Raw genomic sequence first — 18,673 nt, 5'->3', positions numbered from 1 at the left:
TATCGAACGACATGCTCATCTGATCCAGCTGTACCTCATGGTAGAGTTAGGCTATGAACTACCGGATTTAGACGAGTTATTGCTGTGGGCGTCGCGGGATCCAAATCCACACAGGGAACGGTTACGTAAGCAGATTGAATGGGGTGAGTTCACCTTTGATCACCACTAAACTAGAACGTATGCCCCCTTTATATGTCGATATGCCCGATTTTGGAAACCCCGTTCTCCATGTTCCTCCCCGATAGAAGCCATGTAGCAATGATTCGGGAGTCGAATCTGTTGCGACATATAGGTGCAAAGGGGTGGGGGGGGGTAATGGAGAAGTTCACTTTTCGACCACCTCGGGGCCGGTCCAAGAGTCGAGAGTGCCGGGCTCGTATTTCGTTGAGTGATCGGGGAATTTGACCCACTCGGCTTCTTCGGGATCGGGCTCAGTCTTCGGGTAGAATACATATCGGTTGTGACCAAGCTTCGCCTTCTTCAGTCGTGGATGACGAGAGACAGTATTCTCGTAGCTTCCTATTTCGAGCGGATTTTCTTCTTCGAGTTGGGTGAATTTCGCTATCTCTTCCCGAGTCGGGTACCCGTATTTGCCGATTCTATTCTGAGCAAGAGTTTCAGTAGTCTCGTAGACTGCTTGATATCGACCGTCTCCGTAGTCGTTGGAAGATCGATCTACGTATTCCTTCTTCCAACTCCATTTCTCGAATATCTCCCACTCAAACGTCTCAATAGCCTCGGAGACGGTGTTAGAGAGATAGTCCCCTTCCAACAGGAGTTTTCGAGGAGACTTCTCGTATTCATACCCAGAGTCGTCGGCTTCTCTCGTTTTCCGGTATTTCCGGGCGACATGAATCAGGAAGTTCTCAATGAGGTCTTTCCGCCGTTCCGGGTCGTCTTCTCCGGCCATGAGGAGAATCCCGTTGAGCTTGCCTGCTAACGAAAGGTTCGCGTTAGATCGGTCTTCGTCTCCCTCACCCGTCTGAAATCCCCATTTTTTGTAATTCCGTCCCTCGATTAGATCATTGATGTATTGATAGGCCCTCTGAGTCGTTCTCTGTCTATTCCGGAAATCCTCAATATCTGCATAGACGATGTTAGCCCCATCTTCATCGACGTTAGCGTTCTCAGGATCGGTGTATGATCCGTAGTCCCGGTCAGAAGAGGTGTCTGATCCCCCTTTCTCGGTAAGGTATTCCTCGCAAATCTCGTCTAATTCGTTCTGCCGGGATTCAATGCCTTGGGGAGTCCCATTGAGGTGATTCCCGGTAATCGTGGTATAGAAGTCCGATTCGTATATCTCGACGGAATCAGTATTCGAGTAGCCCGCTGGCTTCTCCCCTCGGACGTAGATATGGAGGCCCGTTCCGGAAGGTGATATCTCAACGTAGCAATCCAACTTCTCGATTATTTTCTCGGCATACTCGTCAAGCTCTCCCGTTTGAGGGTCTCGGCAGCCGTCTAAGTCGATAAGGGAATAGGGATCATCTTCGGTAAGGACGAAGCCTATCCCGTCGAGATTGTCGCTCTCGACTCGCTTAGTCGCCTTCTGGTAGGTCCCCCACGTATCGGGCTTATTCGTAGAAGCGTAGCCTCCCGTATCGGGATTGATCGGAGCTTTCTTCTCCTTATTCTGCTCGTAGCGCCATGATACCCACTGATTGAGTCCGAATTTCGTGGGATCGAAACGACTTTGCTTCTGACTAACTGATTTGTTCATGGATTTGGATCACCTTGGAATGCCTCTCCGAGTCCCAATCCGTACCCTCAATCCGATAGGAAAGTTCGGAAGCCTCCACTTCCGGACCGAGTTCCTCAGAACCTGCTCAGAGTAGTCCGTATCTTGAAGGTCTCGGGGTTCGTAACTACTCATATCGATCCTGCCTCCCAACCGGGACTCGGATCGATGGACCTTCATCCGGAAATCGTTCGGGAACTCCCCAATTCCCGTTCCTTGCTTTCATGGTTAATCTCCTCAGCTGTTACTCTCAAGCTCAGCAGCGGATTTCTCTAAGAATTGATTCCAGGTTAGTCCAAGAGATTCCTTTGTCTTCCTGGCAACCTCTATTGAATCTTCATCGGCAGCTATCTTCTTGTACGATTCTGGGTAAGGCACTGTGACAGTCTACGGTATTGGGACATATTAAACTACCCTAATATGGAGGTATAGGGCTCGTAAAGCAGATATTCGGCCTTCAAGGTAGTCGATAATCCTATTTACTGGCTCAGGGGAGTGAATGTAATAAACGGAATTATGAATAATCTGCTGTCAACCAAGAGTTTCTGACTTACTGGATGCGAATATTTCAAATCAGGCTCATGGAATTGAGAATATCTATGAGTTCAATTGTGCTGAATTTGGGGGCGAGAGTGCCTGTAGGACGCAAAAAGGATTAACGGCTTCCAATACTGAATTCGATCAGACCATGAGAGAACTTGGATTCAATCTACGAATGGCAACGGGAATTCCGTGAGAGCGTATGGGATTATCGCTCAGGCTCGAAGAACTCATCATGATCTTCAAGCACCTCAAGGAGTGACTCAATTTCCTCAAATCGGGGTCCTTGATATACAGCCTTATTCTCCCGATCCCACTGGATGGATCCCGACTCTTCCAGCATCGGTAAGTGACGATGGACTAACTCCACCTGTTGCTCTTCCAAGTATTTCTGGTAGATGATAGTCTCCTCGGTGGGTGCTTCCATATCTAAGGGAGGATCGTGGTTATAGAGGGCGAACAAGACTTTTCTTCTGTCTGGATGAGATAAGGATTTGAAGACCCTATCCATGAGTTCGCATTCCAATATTCTGGCAAATGGAATCCATGCTTGAATTAGACGGGAAGGTAAGAGAGTAACACCGGATTCCGCTTAGAATCTATAGGACGCTCTGTGAGCGGTTTTCGGTCTTGAATGACCAATCCACATTCATCGAGTAGGAAAAACGGACTGACGGGCTTCTCTCGGCTTCGAGTTAGTCCGAGTAGGGTAGGGAAGGTTAGGATTCAGGGAGGAGTGAGTAAGGAGAAAGAACCCCTCTCGGATAATATGGTTCCCATCCGTCAATGGCTCCTTCTTGCGATTAGAGTAATGAGGAGTTGGATATTCCTGTTTCGAGGAGTAGGTAGCTGGAAGGATGACTACTCTATGTATACTCTATGAATAACTCCGAGAAGGAAAACGAGAAGAAGTATTACGCCGTCGAGCCCCACCTAAACGACCTCGAACGCGAGGTCCAGGAGTTTCTCACCGGGAAGCTTCGGACCGCGATCAAGTACTCCGAGGAGGGCGCCGAGCACGCGGGCGACGAGGAGGGGCGCAAGGAAGTGATCGAGGCCGAGACCCGGCGGCTGTTGAAACGCTACGACCTCTTCGAGGAGTCGGGGTCGCCGTCGTGGTTCGGGATCCCCCGCCGGATCAGGCGGCTGCTCGGCCGGGAGCCCGAGGCGGATCCCGACCTCGAGGGGATCACCGCCAGACCCGAGCCGGTCCTCCTCGCGGAGGATTCGGACACGCTGACGGAGTATCAGGTCGAGAAGCTGCTGTACGTCCTCAAGCGGAACTTCATCGGCTACGAGCGAATCGACCCGATCAAACACGACATCAACGTTGAGGACATCTCGTGTGACGGTTACGACTCGCCGGTCTTCGTCTATCACTCGTCGTACGAACAGATCATCTCGAACGTCTTCCACGGCGAGGAGGAGTTGGACGACTTCGTCGTCAAGCTCGCCCAGCGCTCGGGCAAGGGGATCAGCAAGCGTCTGCCCCAGGTCGACGCCACCCTCCCCGACGGCTCGCGGGCCCAGCTCACCCTCGGGCGAGAGGTGTCCGACCACGGAACCAACTACACGATCCGGCAGTTCAAGGACGTCCCCTTCACGCCGATCGATCTCATCAACTGGAACACCTTCTCCTTAGAGGAGATGGCCTTTCTCTGGCTCGCCATCGAGAACAACAAGAGCCTCATCTTCGCGGGCGGCACTGCCTCGGGGAAGACGACCTCGCTGAACGCCGTCTCGCTGTTTATCCCCTCGAACACGAAAATCGTCTCGATCGAGGACACCCGGGAGGTCGAACTCCCCCAGCGAAACTGGGTCGCAAGCGTCACCCGGCCCTCGTTCAACGACGACGCGAAAGGCGACGTCGACGAGTTCGACCTGCTCGAGGCCGCCCTCCGACAACGCCCCGATTACATCGTGATGGGCGAGATCCGCGGCGAGGAAGGGCGAACGCTGTTCCAGGTGATGTCGACGGGCCACACGACCTACACCACGTTCCACGCCGACTCCGTCGACGAGGTACTCAAACGCTTCACGACTGATCCGATCAACGTCTCGAAGACGATGTTCACCGCCCTCGACCTCGTCTCGGTCCAGACCCAGACCAGAGTCCAGGGGACGAAGGTCCGCCGGAACAAGGCCCTGACCGAGATCAACCACTACGAGGCCGAAAACGACGAGATCAACGTCCAGGACGTCTACCAGTGGCAGGCAGAAACCGACGAGTACCTCAAGATGGGCGACTCGAACACCCTGCAGGCGATCCAGTTCGACCGGGGCTGGAGCCGCGAGAAGCTGGAGGGCGAGCTGTTCGAACGAAAGGTCATCCTCGCCTACCTCATCGAGAAGGGGCTGAACACCTACGCCGAGGTTGCCGCGACGGTCCAGGCCTTTATCAACGACCCGGAGACGATCCTGGCGCTGATCGCCAACGGTCGCCTCGAGGACAGCCTCGCGGACCTCCGGGAGATGGAGAGCGTGTTGATCGACGTCGATCCGAGCAAGGAGGCGCTGGTCCCCAGGCCCGATCCCACCGACGAGACCGCCGAACTCGCGGCGGAGATCCTCGAGCGGGCGGAGACCGAAGTGCTCTCTGCGTATCGCGGGACCGCTTCCGGCGGGCTGGCGAGCGCGCTCGGCGGCGTCGAGCCGGGCCAGTCGATGACGTTTACGGACGGGCCGGGTGCGACCGGGGCCGGCGGGGTCCAGGCGGACGCCGACGCGGCCCCCGCCGCGGAGCGGGCTCCGGCCGACGGACGCGAGGACATCGAGGGCGACGAGGACGCCCCGGTCGCGGACGCCGACGGCGGGATCGATCTCGAGACACCCTCGTGGGCCGAGGAGGGAGCGGCGGCCGACGCCAGCGTTGGGGATCCGGACGATGGGGACACCGGGCTCGAGACCGGGTTCGACTGGGACGAGCAGCCGGATGAGGACGGCGGGTTCGGAACCGCTGACGCCGCCTCCGGCTTCGGCGACGACGCCGACCCGGAGGCCGACGAATGAGTGTCGGGACGGGCGACTCCGGGAGCGGGCTTCACGGCGGCTCGGACCGCCTCGGCGAGCTCTTCTACCCGCTGTACGACCGCCTGTTCGACGACGACAGCAAACTCGTCGTCGACATCGAGCGGAAGCTGGCCCAGGCCCGGATGGCCGACACCGTCGAACTCTACCTCTCGCGGGCGCTCGGACTCGGCGTCATCAGTGGCGTTGCGCTCTGGATCGGCGGACTGACGCTCGGCTACCTGTTGTTCGCGACGGGACTGGTGCGGCTCACGCCGATGATCACCGTCTCGATCCCCAACGAGACGGTCGTGGAGTTCCTCAACACGGTCTACATTCCCGGGCTCATCGTCTCGACGGGTCTCGTCTTCGGCACGATCGGCTTCCTGATCGGTTTTTCGGTCCTGCTGATCTTTCCCTACTCGCGGGCGGCCTCCAGGAAACGGGAGATCAACATGCTGCTTACGGACTCGGTGTCGTTCATGTACGCGCTGTCGGTCGGCGGCCTCAATCAGCTCGAGATCATCGAGGCGATGGCCCAGGCCGACGACACCTACGGTGCGGTCGCCGAGGAGTTCCGGAGCATCGTCCAGGAGACGGAATACTTCGACGTCGACTACCGCACCGCGATCCGCAAGCAGTCGATGGAGACGCCGAGCGACGAGCTCTCGCAGTTTCTCACAGACATGCTCGCGATCGTCAACAGCGGCGGGAACATGGAGGGCTTCCTCGAGGACAAAAAGGAGAAGCACATGCGAACGGCCAAGCAGCAACAGGAGATGACCCTCGAGACCTTAGAGCTGTTCGGGGAGATGTACATGACGCTCTCGCTGTTTCCTCTCCTCCTGATCATCATCATGGTCATCATGCAGATGGTCCCCGATGCGAACGTCGACGACCGGATGCTCTACCTGACGATCTACGGGCTGATCCCGCTGACCGGCGCGGGCTTTCTCGTGCTCGTCTCGACGGTCAAACACGACGAGCCCGGCGACGGCTACCTCACCGCGTCGACCGACGACAAGCGCGTCGAGAGCGCCCGAAACCAGGGCCTTCGGAACCTCGGGCTGGTCGAGGAGTACACCGGCGAGTACAGCGTCTTCGACCGGATCAAGCGAAACGAGGGGACCCACGAGACGATCGCCGTCCTCCGGCGGCCCCACCACCTGTTCAAGCAGAGCCCGCTGCTGACGCTTGCGCTTACCGTGCCTGCCTCGCTTTCGGTGATCGGGGTCGCGTTCGTCTCGGACGCGGCGCCGACCTCCTGGGACGCGATGATCGCCTACCCGATCTGGGGGACCCTGCTCTACCTCTACGTCCCGCTCTACGTGATCGGGCTCCCGCTCGCGGTCTTTCGGGAGTGGAACGTCCGCTCGCGGACCGCGGTCATCGGCTCGCTGTCCGACGACCTCCGGAAGCTCTCGAGTGCCAACGATACCGGGCTGACGCTGCTGGAGTCGCTCGATTCGGTCGCCCGGACGACCAACGGGAAGCTCGCCCGGGAGTTCGAGACAGTCCACGCGAAGGTCAACTACGGGATGAGCCTCACGGGTGCGTTGGTGGAGTTCAACAACGCCTACCACATTCCCCGCCTCGCCCGGACCGTCAAGCTCATCACGAAGGCCCAGGAGGCCTCGAACCAGATCTCCGACGTCCTCCGGACGGCCGCCCAGGCAAGCGAGAACCACGACGACATCGAGCGCGAGCGCCGTTCGCGGACGTTGATGCAGGTCGTCATCATCATCATGACGTTCCTGACGCTGCTGGCGGTGATCGCCATCCTCAAAACGCAGTTCATCGACACCGTCGCCGGGCTCGAGACGGGCGTCGAGAGCGGTGGCGCCGAGGACGTCGATACGGGCGGTGCGGGCGTCGCGGACGCCAACCTCGCGGGCAACATCGACACCGACCTGCTCTCCCTGCTCTTTTTCCACGCGGTGACCCTCCAGGCGGTCCTCTCGGGGCTCATCTGTGGGTACATGCGGGACGCGGACGTCCTGAGCGGGCTGAAGTACGTCATCGTCCTGTCAACCATCGCGCTCGGCACCTGGGCGCTGGTGGTCTGAGATGCGGGAGAATCTACCGAGAGGGCCGCGGACCGAGCGCGCCCAGACGACCCAGGACTTCGTCATCGGGATCGGGATCTTCCTGCTCGCGGTCGCGTTCGTCTTCAGCTTTCTGCCCTCGCTGCTCTCGCCGTACGCGCCAGCAGTCGACGGCGGCGACGCCGCCCAGGCCGATCGGGTTGCAGGGGAGGTGCTCGAGACGGTCGAAGGCAACGGGACACAGGAGGTGAACGTCACGGCGTTCAACGAGACGTACGGAAGCACCGGAAGCGACGATCTGGCGGCGCAACTCGGCCTCAGATCTAGCGGCAGCGCGATCGATCGAGTCAACATCTCGATCGAGACGTTGAATCCGTCGAAGGAGACGTCTAATCGGACGATCATCGGAGGCGGCGACACGTACGAGGGAAGTCCAAGAGTGAGTTCGGCCCGGATCGTGCGTGTTACTGATCTTGAAGAAGACTGTGACCCCGCGTGTCGGTTGGTGGTGCGCGTATGGTGAACGACGATCGGGGCCAGGCCTACACCCTGGAGGGGTTCGTCGGCGCGATCGTGTTGCTGATGGCGGTGTTGCTCGCCGTCCAGTCGGTCGTCGTCTCGCCGTCGGCGGGGGGAGATGTTGATCGATCGGTCCAGACCCAACTCCAGGGCGAGGCCCGGGACGCGCTCGTCGTCGCCGGAGCCGAGGGCGACCTCTCGCACGTCGTTCGGTATTGGAATCCGGCTGAAGAGGAATACAACGCATCGAACGTAAGCGAGTCCGCTCGAGGTTACTATACGGCGGATCGATTCGCTGATCGTTCGTATATGAGTGCGACGTCTGCCAACGAGTTCGGGTTTGGCGAACTACTCGACAAGCGGTTCGGGGAAGCTGCCCGCAGTTATAACGTCGAACTCGTCTATCAGAACAGCGAGGACGAAACCGAGAGTTTCTACCTGGTCTACCAGGGCTCGCCCGACTCGAGCGGGGTCAGTGCGAGCCACACAGTCACGCTCACGGACGATCAGGAGCTGACCGCACCGGGAACGACGAAAACGCTTCGGGAAGGCGGGAACGAAAGTAATGGTTCGTATCGGATTCCGGACGTAGACGAGGAGAGCCGGCTGTACAACGTCGTGGAGGTGCGGCTGGTCGTATGGTAGGGCGCCCCACTGCCCGAGGAGAGCGCGCACAGCTGATCCTCGTCGGCGCGATCGCGCTGGCCTTCCTGATCTTCGGGATCGTCGTCGTGTTCAATAGCGCCATCTACAGTCAGGCAGCCGGCCAGGATGGGACCGTCGAACGGGCCGGCGAGCCGCCCGTGGTCGAGACCGAGGTCGAGGAAGGCGTCCGCAGCGTCGTCAGGTCCGTCAACGCCGATCGGAACACGACCATCGAGCGAAACGACTCGAACGGGTCCACCAACGGGAGCGAAGGAGGGAACGAGACGGAGAACGGAAGCAACGGGGCCGTCTCCCAGTCGGAGAACACGAGCGAGACCGTAGAGCAGGTTGACGGGAACCTGACCGCGTTCGAGGGCCACTACCGGAACGCGACGGCTGCAAGCCGACCGGTACTCGCGAACGTGAACCTCTCGGCGAACGACAGTAACGTCGGGACGATCGTCCACCAAGACGAGTTCGAGGATCTGGCCGGCAACGAGAGTCGATTAGTACTCAATGGAACCAGTGAACCGTACGATGTAGAGCGGTTCGAGCTTACGCTGAACGCAAGCGAGTTCGAGGGGCTGACCGTCGAACTCGGTACTCAGGACGATGTCGAGTTCGGTCGAAATGCCGAGAACGTCACCGTCAGTATGGGTTCCAACGAGTGTGAACTCGACCCCGCAGCCGGGGTTGACGAGAACTCGACAGTAACGATCGATCTCTTGGGTGGGGAGACCGACGAAGGGTGTCTGGACGATCTCGGATTCGAGGAAGAGGTGACCTCAGTCACCTTTGCGAACGGAACCGGCGCGATCGGAACGTTCGAACTGGTCGTGGACGCCGAGGAGATCGACAGCGAGTTCGCGTTCGGACCGGCGGTTCTCTCGGTCAAGGCGGACCTTACCTACGAGTCGGACGAACTCACCTACGTTCGAGAGAGGGAAATCGACGTCTACGGTGATGAGCCGTGACCGGGCCGAGAGGACTTCGCGGGGACGACCGAGGGGTCTCGGTCGCGCTTTCGCACGTGCTCACGATGGGGATCACGGCGGTTCTGATCGCGGGCCTGCTCATGGGCGCCAGCGCCATGCTCGACGGCCAGAGCGAGCGCGGCGCCGACCGCTCGCTCGAGACCATCGGCGAGCGAGTGGCGAGCGAGGTGGCGAGCGTGGATCGGCTCGCTCGGGAGGACCCGCGACCGGGAACCGTGGAACTCCGAGTCGATCACCCCGACGAGGTCTCGGGGAGAACGTATTCGGTCGGACTTAGCGAGAGCGACTGTGGGACCTTGATCCAGAGCGCGTGTGTCGTCCTGTCCGCTCCGGGTGCGCGTACGACGGTCCAGGTACCGCTCGCGATCGACACCAGCATTGCCTCGGAAAGCGCCCAGGGTGGGGAAATGAGAATCATCTACGACGGCGACGAGATCCGCCTGGAGAGTGGTTACGGATGATCGCCGGACAGGACGAGGACCGCGGCGTGAGCGAGGTCGTCGGGTTCATCCTCGTCTTCGCGGTCGTCATCATTTCCGTCGGACTGCTCTATACGACCGCGTTCCAGTCCATGCACTCCTACCAGGAGGGCGAGCAGGTCAAGTCGGCAGCCCAGGGGATGGAGGCGCTCGCGTCGAACTTCAACGACGTTCTTCGACAAGGGGGAACCGATCAGCGTTCGGGAGAACTCACGCTTCGGGATGGGACCGTTCGGACGGACGGGTCCGGCGGCTCGCTTACGGTCGATATCGACAGCGACGGATATGACGAGACGGTTTCTCTCGGCAAGCTAACGTACCAGTACGGCTCGAGCACGATCGCCTACGAGGGCGGTGGCGTCTTCCAAGGCGTCGAGGATGAGCCAGATAGGAGCGCCGTGACGAGCCAGCCGGCCTTGGCGTGTGGGGACGACAGGGCGGTCGTCTCAGTCCTCTCCCTCGATGGGGATGAACGATCGATCCAGGCGAGCGGCACCCAACGGTTCACTCTCGTCGAACAATCTGTCGAATCCCGGACGTTCACGGGGGTGAATGGCGTTTCTCTCGCAGTAAGCGGCTCCGCTCACCAGGGCGGGTGGGACGCAGCGCTAGATCGGAACGGCTGGAATAATGGGAGCTGTACCGCTTCGACGGTTGTCGTTCGAATCGTCCGGGCGACCGTCGAGTTCTAAGCCCGACTCGCAATCACCGCATTCCGGGGGGTGGACCGTCGTCGCCGTCCTCGAGTTCGACGTCCAGCCCCATCTCCTCTCTGCGTTCCCGGAGGCGTTTGACCTTCAGGTAGGTGACGCCGAGGGCGCTCCCGCCGAGGACGGCGACGATCCCGACGAGCCCCGCGAAGAGGTAGATGTCCCGGTCGAGGAAGTATCGGACCGAGATCGTCGAGTCGAGGTCCTCCCAGGTGATCCGCTCGCGATTATCCACGATCTCGCGCTCGTAGCCGCCGGGGCTGACGTCGCCGAAAAAGAAGTTGTCCGTCCGCTGGCCCCTGGGGAGGGTCACTTCGTAGGAGCCCGAGACGTAGGCCGGAAGCGAGAAGGTCTTGGCGCCGGCCTCGCCCGTAAAGGCGAGGGTCCCGTTGCCGTCGGGGACCGAGACGTCGGTGCTCGAGCGGTCCTGGTCGACGTCGATCTCCGAGCCGGTCAGTTCGGTGCCGTTGGGGTGCCAGTAGCGGACGGCCCTGATCTCTAAGGGGTCGTCGGCGTACAGCCCCGAGCGGGACAGCGAGAGGTCGTCGGTGTCGTTCAGGTCGTAGACCGCCCGGAACTCGCCGCCCTCGACGTCGATGGCGACGTCGGCGCCGCTCTCCCGGAGGTCGCCGTACTCCCCGCTTTCGTCGAGCGTGTCGTCGTCGATCCCGCCAAAGATCGCCGAACAGCCGGCGGTGGCGACCATGAGAGAGACCAGTGCGAGGGCGGTCGCGAGACGGAGGCGCCGTCCCATCTCAGGGGACGACACACCGGAGTTCGGCGGGCAGGTACTCCCCGACGCTGGCGAGCAGCCCCGGTGGGTCCGTCCCCGGCGTGCAGACGACGCTCTGTTCGAGCAGTCCGAGCCGTTCGACCGTGACGTAGTCCTGGGCGTGGCCCGCCCGGTTCAACGTCGCCCGGACCTCCGCGCGGGTCGCGCTGTTGACGTTGAGTCGGCCGTCGCCCCGGGTCCACTCGTAGAGGCGGTCGCGTTCGGCCTCGGCGAGGCGGCCCTCTCCGTCGCCGTCGTAGACGAAGCGCATGGGGAGATGTTGGACGAGACCGAACCGATCGCGGATCTGGGAGGGCGAGCCCGGACCCAACTCGATCCCGTCGGCGGGGATCCGAACGTCGCTCCCGGCGTCGAGGACGAACCCCTCCTCGTCCCAGGACTCGAGCGTGCCGACGTGGACCTCCTCCGCCTCGAGGTCGGGAAGAATCTCGCCGAACTCCTCGCGGAGGACGTTCCGGGCGACGACGCTGTCCTCGCCCTCGATCGTCACCGAGGGGAAGTCGTCGTGGCGGATACCGACCTCGTAGGTGACCTCTAAGTCGCCGACGGCGTTTCCGACCAGCGATCGAAGCGAGTCGAGCGCGCGCTCGCGGGCGTCGCCCTCGACGTAGAGCTTCGTTGCGAGGACGACCATCAGGCTTCGATGTCCAGGTTGAGTTCGTCCTCCAACGAGTCGAGCCGGTCGTCCATCGAGTCGATGAGCCGGTCGTTGTCCATCGACTCCAGGGGGGAGCCACACTCGGGGCACTCGAAGCCGAAGTCCATGGCCTCGCCGAACTCGAACCTGATCGAACAGATCTCACAGAGGTAGAACTCGTGGTTGCGTTCGTACTCCCGGCGCTCATCCAGGGCGTCGTGGAGGCGATACATCTCCTCCTCTAGGTTCTCGGGAATGTTGTCGTACTCGAACGTCCAGAGGTAGGTGAGCCAGCCCGAGTCCTCGTCGCGCAGGCGTCGGTAGCTCGCCAGGTCGTTCTCGTAGAGGATGAACAGCGACCGGCGGACGTCGTTCAGTTCGAGGTCCAACTCCTCGGCGAGTTCCTCGTCGGTGACCTCGCCGTCGGGCGGGGCGGCCGCGACGGGCATTCCCGTGGGGCCGACCAGCTCGTGGAGATACTTCTGGATCACCGGATCCTCGAGGAGGTCCTCAAAAGCCATTGCCCACTCTTGTGGGATCCGGCCATTAAGTCTTTTGAGAGCGCCCCTGGGCGGGACTTCGTCGACTCCGCAGCGGCCGCCGGCCCGACTCGCCGGTAGTTTCAATAAACCCACACCAGTAGTTCGAGGCGTGATGCGATCGCGGGTCGTCTCGCTGATCGAACGGGCCGACGCCGTCGCCGCCAGCGCGGTCTGTCTCCTGGTCGCGATTTCCTACGTGGCCGCCGGCGTGGGGGGCTGGTCACTGGCACCGATTTCCTCGGTCCTGACGACGTTTCCGGCGATCAGATGGATCGTAGACCGGACCGGGATGGGCGAGGGCGACGCACGGGTCCTGCTCGGCGGGGCCTGCGCGGCGACCGCGGCCGGCGGCGCCGCCGCGGGAGGGAGGGCCACGATCGGCCTCGCCCTCGGTGCGGTCGGCTGCTGGATCGCCATAGACGGGCTCTACGAGCGCGTCCACGGTGACGACGCGGCCCGCACTACCGGATGGATGGGCGTCCTGACGGGCCCCCATCGGCGCGTGATCGAGTCTCTCCAGGACGCCCGTCGTCCGCTGACGGCCGCGGAACTCGCCGACCGAACGGGACTCAAGGGTACCGAACTCGAGGCGACCCTCGAAGCCGTCTCGAGGACCGACCGGGTCGATCGGATCGGCAACGGATACGCCGTCGAGGAGGGCACATTCGGCACGAGCGCGTTCGTCTCGAGGGCTCTCCGGGGCGTCGGGCGTCGCCTCGCTCGGCCCCTGGGGCTGTTCGGCTCCGCCGACCGAACCGCAGGTCGCTGAGCTGACTGATCGGGACGCTTCGGTCCTGTCGACACGTTAATGTTTCTCTGGAATGATGATCGGGCATGGCGGAGTCGATCGTCGCGGCGGCCAGGGACCGAATGCCCCTCTCGGAGATCGTCGGGGCCGTCGCCATCGCCGTCGTGCTCTCCAGCCTCGGCTACGAGGAGACGGCCATCGTACCCCTACTCGGGGTCGTTCTCAGACCCATCGCGACCCGGGCGTTCGACGCGCTCGATCTCGGCTTGACGAGCCTCAGGATCCTCTTCGGTATCTTCGTCGCCGTCGCCGGAGCATCGGCCCTCTCCGACGGCGGCGAAAGCGTCTGGCTCGGCGCCGTCCTCCTGGTGGCCGGAAGCTGGCTCGTCCTCGACACCCTCTACGAGTACCGCCACGGCGAACCGACCGAACCGGTGTCCGTGGAGAAAGAGGAGGACGAGCCCTCCATGGCCGAGATGCAGGCGCTCGGAGCCCACGGACGGTGGGTCCTTGAGACCCTCCAGGAGGCCGATCGGCCGCTCACGGCCGGCGAGATCCGGACCCGGACGGGACTGACCGAGGACGAACTCGCGGACGTCTTCGAGATCCTCGAGGGCAATGGGACGGTCGAACCGATGGGCACCGGCTACGTCATCGACGAGTCGGCAATGGGACTGACCGGGTTCGTCCGGAGCATCGGCGGCCGGCTCCTCCGGCCGGTCCGGCTGTTCGGTCCCTCGTAGGGGATCACGAGCCGCCGGACGCGAAGGTTCCCCGCTGCTGTCATGCGTCTTCACTCGGACCCGGTGCGGCTCGAGTTGACGACGACGAGGAGGCTGCTCGCGCCCATCAGTACCGCGGCGACGAGCGGGTTGACGAGCCCCGCGACGGCAAGCGGGATCGCAAGCAGGTTGTAGCCGACCGCCCAGCCGAGGTTCTGGCGGATCCGCCGGCGGGTCGTCCGCGAAGTCTCGAACACGCCAGGGAGGGCCCCGAGGTCATCGTCGAGCACGACGACGTCGGCCGCCTCCATCGCGACGTCCGTGCCGCCCTCGAGGGCGATGCCCATGTCGGCCCGGGCGAGGGCGGGCGCGTCGTTGGTCCCGTCGCCGACCATCGTCGTCGTCCCCTCGGATCGGAGCCGGCGGACGATCGCCTCCTTCGACTCGGGACGGACGCCCGCGAACACCTCGTCGACGGCCGGGTGGTCGCCCAGCCAGCGGGTCGCGCGCTCGTCGTCACCGGTGAGCACGACGATCCGCCGGCCCTCGGCCGACAGCGCGTCGACGACCTCCGCCCAGTTCTCGCGGGGGTCGTCCCGGAGGGCGACGACGCCGACGACGGCGCCGTCACGGCCGACGACGGTCGGGTGAAAGCCGCGCTCCCGGGTCGTCTCGATCGCGTCGGCGAACCGGTCGGGGATCTCCCAGCCCGCCGACCGGACGGCCTCGGGGTGGCCCACGCGGACCTTTCGCCCGTCCACGGTCGCCGAGACGGCCCGCCGCTCGCGCTCGAAGTCCTCGACGGTCTGCTCGAGACCCCCGTCGGCGGCTTCGACGATCGCCTCGGCGATCGGGTGGTTCGAGCGCTCCTCGACCGCGGCGGCGAGGGCGAGCACCCGGTCGTCGTCGGCAGTGACGTCCTCGACTGCCATCTCGCCGGTCGTCAGCGTCCCCGTCTTGTCGAAGACGACGACCTCCGAGTCCGTGATCCGTTCGAGGACGGTCGGTGAGAGCACGATCGTCCGGTCGTCGGCCGCCCGGGCGCTGCCGGCCGCGAGCGAGAGCGGCGTGGCAATCCCCAACGAACACGGACAGGAGACGACGAGCACGGAGAGCCCGATCATGAGCGACTCGGCGGTCCCGAGACCGGCGGCGAGCCAGAGCGCCGTCGCGCCCGCCGCCACCGCGAGTACCAGCGGGACGAACGCCACGGCGAAGACGTTGGCGAGGCGCTGGGCGCCGACGTTCGTGCTCTGGACGTTCCACAGCAGTTCCACGAGTCGATCCATCGTGCTCGAGGCGTCCTCGCCGACCTCGACGACGACCGAGCCCTCGAGAAGGGTCGCGCCGCCGACGACGGCCTCGCCGGGAGCGACCGACCGCGGCACCGACTCGCCCGTGAGCAACGCCTCGTCGGCCGTCGCGGTCCCCTCGACGACGGTGCCGTCGAAGGGGATCCGGTCGCCGGCGTTGACGCGGATCCGGTCGCGGGGGCCACACTCCGTGCGGTCGGCCGACGCGAACGAGCCGTCGGCTCCCTGCTTCCGGACGGTCGTCTCGTGGGCTGCCGCGAGGTCCGCGTGGGTACCGACGGCCCGGCGCTTCACCCGCGACTCGAGGTGGTTTCCGACGGTGACGACGACGAGCACCAGCACCGCGACGTCGAAGTAGACGTGGCGCGAGCCGACGACGAACGCCGCCATCGAGTAGGCGTACGCCGCGAGCACGGCGATGGCGACGAGGAGATCGACGTTCGGCCGGCGCACGGCGAGTCCGACGTACGCGCCCCGGAGGATCGGGTAGCCCAGCCCGAGGACGATCAGCGTGCTCCAGACGGCAAGCGGGACGAACACCATCGTCCGGATCGTCTGCCCGTAGAGAAACGACTCCGGGTAGATCCCGAGGTAGGTCGGGTAGACGAACAGCAGGTACGGCGCCATCACGGGCATCGAAAGCAGGACGGCCAGGGCGACACGGTAGCGCTCGAACACCGACCCGCTCTCGCTCCTCGCCTCGCCGGGCTCGCTGGCACGATAACCGACGCCACTCACGGCGCCGGGCAGGTCCGCGCGGTCGATCGTCTCCGGATCGTACGTCAGCCGGATCATCTCCGTCGCGTAGCTCACCCGCGCGTCCTCGACGCCCTTGACGTCGGTCGCCGTCGCCCCGAGGAACGCCTCGCAGGTCGTACAGTGCATTCCCTCGACCGAGAGGAAGGCGGTCTCGAGGTCGTCGTCCGTCACGGCCGGACCGACGGGTTCCTCGGCCGATTCCGGCTCCGCGAGGAGAGCGGGGTCGTCGGGGTCGTCGGCGTCCTCGACGAGACGGTGGACCTCGAGACAGCCCCGACAACAGAACTCGCCGTCGACTCCCTCCTCGCGAACCGACCGAGAGCCCGTGGGGAGGTCACACAGGGTGCAGGTCGTCATGGGGATCGTGATCTCGGGTAGAGCCCGCCGTCCCAAAGACGTTCTGGCGACCCATTAGGCGACCGACCCGACGTACAGCGTGACGACGAGGAAGAGCCAGACCGCGTCGACGAAGTGCCAGTACATCGAGGTCGTCGCGACGGCGGTGTGGCGCTCGGCCGAGAACTGCCCGCGGCCCGCGCGGACGAGGACGATGGCGAGCAGGATTACGCCGAGTGCGACGTGGAGCCCGTGGAGGCCCGTCAGCGCGAAGAAGGCGCTCCCGAAGACGTCCGTGAGGGCGGCTCCCTCGACGACCAGCAGTTCGTAGTACTCGAGGAGTTGGCCGCCGACGAAGACGACGCCGAGCACGACCGTCGCCCCGAGAAACGCCAGAAACCGCCGCCGGTGGCCTCCCCGGATCGACTCGTGGGCGACGTGGAGGGTGACGCTGCTCGCGACCAGGACGGCTGTGTTGATCGCGACGAGCGAGGAGAGCAGGTGGGGGAGCTCGCCGGGCGGCCACGGGCCGGTCCGGACGAAAAAGAAGTAGACGAACCCGGCGGCGAACGTCATCACGTCGGTCGCCAGAAACAGGACCATCCCCCACCGGAGGTCCAGTCCGTCGCCCGCGGCCCGCTTCCAGTAGCGCGCGACGAAGCCGTGGTAGGTCCAGCCGTAGAGGCTTGCGAGGAAGATCCCGACGCCGCCGACGAGCAGGACCGACGGGAGCGCGGGGCCGACGATCGCGTCCTCGCCCCGCGCCAGCAGCGCGAGCGCGGCGCCGGCGTACAGCCCCGCGGCCCCGACGGCGGTAGCCAGGGGCCACCAGCTCGCCTCGCCGAACCCGCGGGGCCAGTCGGCGGGCGCGGGCGCGTGGTGATCGCTCTCGCTCGACTCGTCGGCAGAGCCCATGAGGGGGCTACGATCGCGCCCGGCAAAAACCCCGCCTCTCGGACGAGCGTTTCATTGCCCTCCGGATGGAAGTCGGCCCGATGGGAGACGAGCCGACGAAGTCGAGCCCGTGGCCGATCGTCGCCGCCGTCGGGATCGCCGCGACAGAGGCCGGCGTCCTGTTCGGAGTCGTGCCGGTCGCCGTCGGCGGCGTGCTCGCGTTCGGCTCAAGCGTCGCCGGGATGGCCCGCGAGGTCGGCTACGCGACGGACCGGTGGCGGCCGCTCCGTCTCGTGGGTGCCGCGATCGCCGTCGTCGCCGCGGCCGCCTGGCTCGGCGTCGCGCCGTCGCCGACCCCCGGCGGACTCGCCGATGCGGCCCGGACCGATGGGATCGCCGTCCGGGCGGCCATCGTCTTCGGATCGGCGGTACTACTGGTGGCCGTCGGCGCCGTCGGTCCGCTCGTCGCCGGGAGCGCCGGAGGCGATCGCGGGCGGTAGCGCCCTCACAGCGCTACGACGGCGAACCCGATGACGAAGACGGACGCGGCGGCGCCGGCCAGGAGCAATCCGAGCGACACCTTGCGGGACACGTCCGTCCCTCCGGCCGGGCCCCACTAAAACGGATCGCCGCGGGCGGGTGGCTACCGTAGCCACCCCCCGGAGCGGGCGACCGAACCGGGCCCGACAGTTATTACCCGGACGCCCGTAGGCACGGGCGATGAGTCAGGGCGACGAGGCCTCCCCGAACCCGGAGACCCCGGACGCTCCCTTCGACCGGGAGTCGGACCTCGATGCGGAGATCGACATCACCCCCAGAGTCGTGCTCGCAGCCTTCGCCGGCGGCGCGGCGGGACTGCTGGCCATGGTCCCGGTCCTGTTCGCGTTGCCCGCCTTCCTCCAGCTGTTCCGGGCGGACTCGCTCGTCGACCTCGCGGAACTCGGCCGGGTGCTCGGCCTCGAACCGAGCCTCCTGCTCGGACTCGTGGTGTTCGTCGGCGGCGGGACGGTCGCCCTGCCCCTGCTGTTCGTGGTGGGCGGCGCCTTCCTCCCGCCACGGGAGCCCCGGGCGGTCCGCGGGATCACCTTCGCGACGATCATGTGGACCGGGTTCGTCATCGCGTTCTGGCCGGGCGAGTACGCCGGCGCCATCTTCCTTGGCCTCTCGCTTGGCGCCCACTGGGTCTACGGCTACGTGCTCGGGACGACCATGGAGCGCTTCGCCTACATCCCCCAGCACGCCGTCTGAGCAG

General features: G+C 63.9%; 17 protein-coding genes and 2 pseudogenes. 12 read left to right on the top strand and 7 right to left on the bottom strand.

Going from position 1 to position 18,673, the window contains the following annotated elements; all coding sequences use genetic code 11:
- Positions 1-169: pseudogene (locus tag LCF40_RS08200) on the top strand (IS4 family transposase); the annotation flags it as partial.
- Between the two features lie 156 nt (positions 170-325).
- Here the strand turns inward: LCF40_RS08200 and LCF40_RS08195 are convergent.
- Entirely contained in the window at positions 326-1,720 is a 1,395-nt protein-coding gene (locus LCF40_RS08195; protein WP_224828086.1) for a hypothetical protein, read from the bottom strand.
- A gap of 766 nt (positions 1,721-2,486) precedes the next feature.
- On the bottom strand, positions 2,487-2,789 hold the full coding sequence (locus tag LCF40_RS08190; RefSeq protein WP_224828085.1) for an ArsR family transcriptional regulator: 303 nt from the start codon (positions 2,787-2,789) through the stop codon (positions 2,487-2,489).
- Positions 2,790-3,163: 374 nt separating this feature from the next.
- On the opposite strand from LCF40_RS08190, the pseudogene LCF40_RS08185 reads away from it, so the two are divergent.
- The 7 genes and pseudogenes from LCF40_RS08185 to LCF40_RS08155 form a co-directional block, all read left to right on the top strand.
- A pseudogene (locus LCF40_RS08185) lies at positions 3,164-5,287 on the top strand (type II/IV secretion system ATPase subunit); the annotation flags it as partial.
- Positions 5,284-7,350: a type II secretion system F family protein gene (locus tag LCF40_RS08180; RefSeq protein WP_224828084.1), complete on the top strand. Its 2,067-nt coding sequence runs from the start codon at positions 5,284-5,286 to the stop codon at positions 7,348-7,350. The pseudogene LCF40_RS08185 and the gene LCF40_RS08180, both read left to right, overlap by 4 nt.
- Position 7,351: 1 nt before the next feature.
- Positions 7,352-7,852, top strand: coding sequence for a DUF7287 family protein (locus LCF40_RS08175; RefSeq protein WP_224828083.1), 501 nt, complete (start codon positions 7,352-7,354; stop codon positions 7,850-7,852).
- Positions 7,846-8,493, top strand: a complete 648-nt coding sequence (locus tag LCF40_RS08170) for a DUF7288 family protein (protein WP_224828082.1) — start codon at positions 7,846-7,848, stop codon at positions 8,491-8,493. Before LCF40_RS08175 ends, LCF40_RS08170 begins: the two co-directional genes overlap by 7 nt.
- On the top strand, positions 8,487-9,467 hold the full coding sequence (locus tag LCF40_RS08165) for a hypothetical protein (RefSeq protein ID WP_224828081.1): 981 nt from the start codon (positions 8,487-8,489) through the stop codon (positions 9,465-9,467). The genes LCF40_RS08170 and LCF40_RS08165 overlap by 7 nt, the downstream gene beginning before the upstream one ends.
- Positions 9,464-9,949: a DUF7266 family protein gene (locus tag LCF40_RS08160; protein WP_224828080.1), complete on the top strand. Its 486-nt coding sequence runs from the start codon at positions 9,464-9,466 to the stop codon at positions 9,947-9,949. The genes LCF40_RS08165 and LCF40_RS08160 overlap by 4 nt, the downstream gene beginning before the upstream one ends.
- Complete coding sequence (locus LCF40_RS08155; RefSeq protein ID WP_114577675.1) at positions 9,946-10,659, top strand: DUF7289 family protein; 714 nt, start codon at positions 9,946-9,948, stop codon at positions 10,657-10,659. Before LCF40_RS08160 ends, LCF40_RS08155 begins: the two co-directional genes overlap by 4 nt.
- 13 nt (positions 10,660-10,672) lie before the next feature.
- Here the strand turns inward: LCF40_RS08155 and LCF40_RS08150 are convergent, their stop codons facing one another.
- From LCF40_RS08150 to LCF40_RS08140, 3 genes are read right to left on the bottom strand one after another with little or no spacing between them, the layout of a single operon-like run.
- Positions 10,673-11,431: a DUF5803 family protein gene (locus LCF40_RS08150; protein WP_114577676.1), complete on the bottom strand. Its 759-nt coding sequence runs from the start codon at positions 11,429-11,431 to the stop codon at positions 10,673-10,675.
- A 1-nt stretch (position 11,432) separates the two neighbouring features.
- Positions 11,433-12,104 (bottom strand): DUF2110 family protein, encoded by a 672-nt coding sequence (locus tag LCF40_RS08145; RefSeq protein ID WP_224828079.1) that lies wholly within the window; start codon positions 12,102-12,104, stop codon positions 11,433-11,435.
- Positions 12,104-12,628, bottom strand: a complete 525-nt coding sequence (locus tag LCF40_RS08140) for a transcription factor (protein ID WP_114577678.1) — start codon at positions 12,626-12,628, stop codon at positions 12,104-12,106. Before LCF40_RS08140 ends, LCF40_RS08145 begins: the two co-directional genes overlap by 1 nt.
- Positions 12,629-12,761: 133 nt before the next feature.
- Between LCF40_RS08140 and LCF40_RS08135 the strand changes: the two genes are divergently transcribed.
- A complete protein-coding gene (locus LCF40_RS08135; protein WP_224828078.1) occupies positions 12,762-13,418 on the top strand; it encodes a hypothetical protein in 657 nt (218 codons plus the stop codon).
- A gap of 65 nt (positions 13,419-13,483) precedes the next feature.
- Positions 13,484-14,140, top strand: a complete 657-nt coding sequence (locus tag LCF40_RS08130; protein WP_224828077.1) for a hypothetical protein — start codon at positions 13,484-13,486, stop codon at positions 14,138-14,140.
- A gap of 50 nt (positions 14,141-14,190) precedes the next feature.
- Here LCF40_RS08130 and LCF40_RS08125 read toward each other — a convergent pair whose 3' ends face one another.
- On the bottom strand, positions 14,191-16,548 hold the full coding sequence (locus tag LCF40_RS08125) for a heavy metal translocating P-type ATPase (RefSeq protein ID WP_224828076.1): 2,358 nt from the start codon (positions 16,546-16,548) through the stop codon (positions 14,191-14,193).
- 54 nt (positions 16,549-16,602) lie between these two features.
- Entirely contained in the window at positions 16,603-17,442 is an 840-nt protein-coding gene (locus tag LCF40_RS08120) for a cytochrome c oxidase subunit 3 (RefSeq protein WP_224828075.1), read from the bottom strand.
- A gap of 80 nt (positions 17,443-17,522) precedes the next feature.
- On the opposite strand from LCF40_RS08120, the gene LCF40_RS08115 reads away from it, so the two are divergent.
- On the top strand, positions 17,523-17,921 hold the full coding sequence (locus LCF40_RS08115; RefSeq protein WP_114577704.1) for a DUF7541 family protein: 399 nt from the start codon (positions 17,523-17,525) through the stop codon (positions 17,919-17,921).
- Between the two features lie 220 nt (positions 17,922-18,141).
- Positions 18,142-18,669, top strand: a complete 528-nt coding sequence (locus LCF40_RS08110) for a DUF6789 family protein (protein ID WP_224828074.1) — start codon at positions 18,142-18,144, stop codon at positions 18,667-18,669.
- Positions 18,670-18,673 lie beyond the last annotated feature (4 nt).

Source organism: Saliphagus infecundisoli (assembly GCF_020177375.1).
Taxonomy (GTDB): domain Archaea; phylum Halobacteriota; class Halobacteria; order Halobacteriales; family Natrialbaceae; genus Saliphagus; species Saliphagus infecundisoli.
The sequence above is the reverse complement of the archived record's forward strand: the minus strand, read 5'-3'. Positions and strand labels throughout refer to the sequence as shown.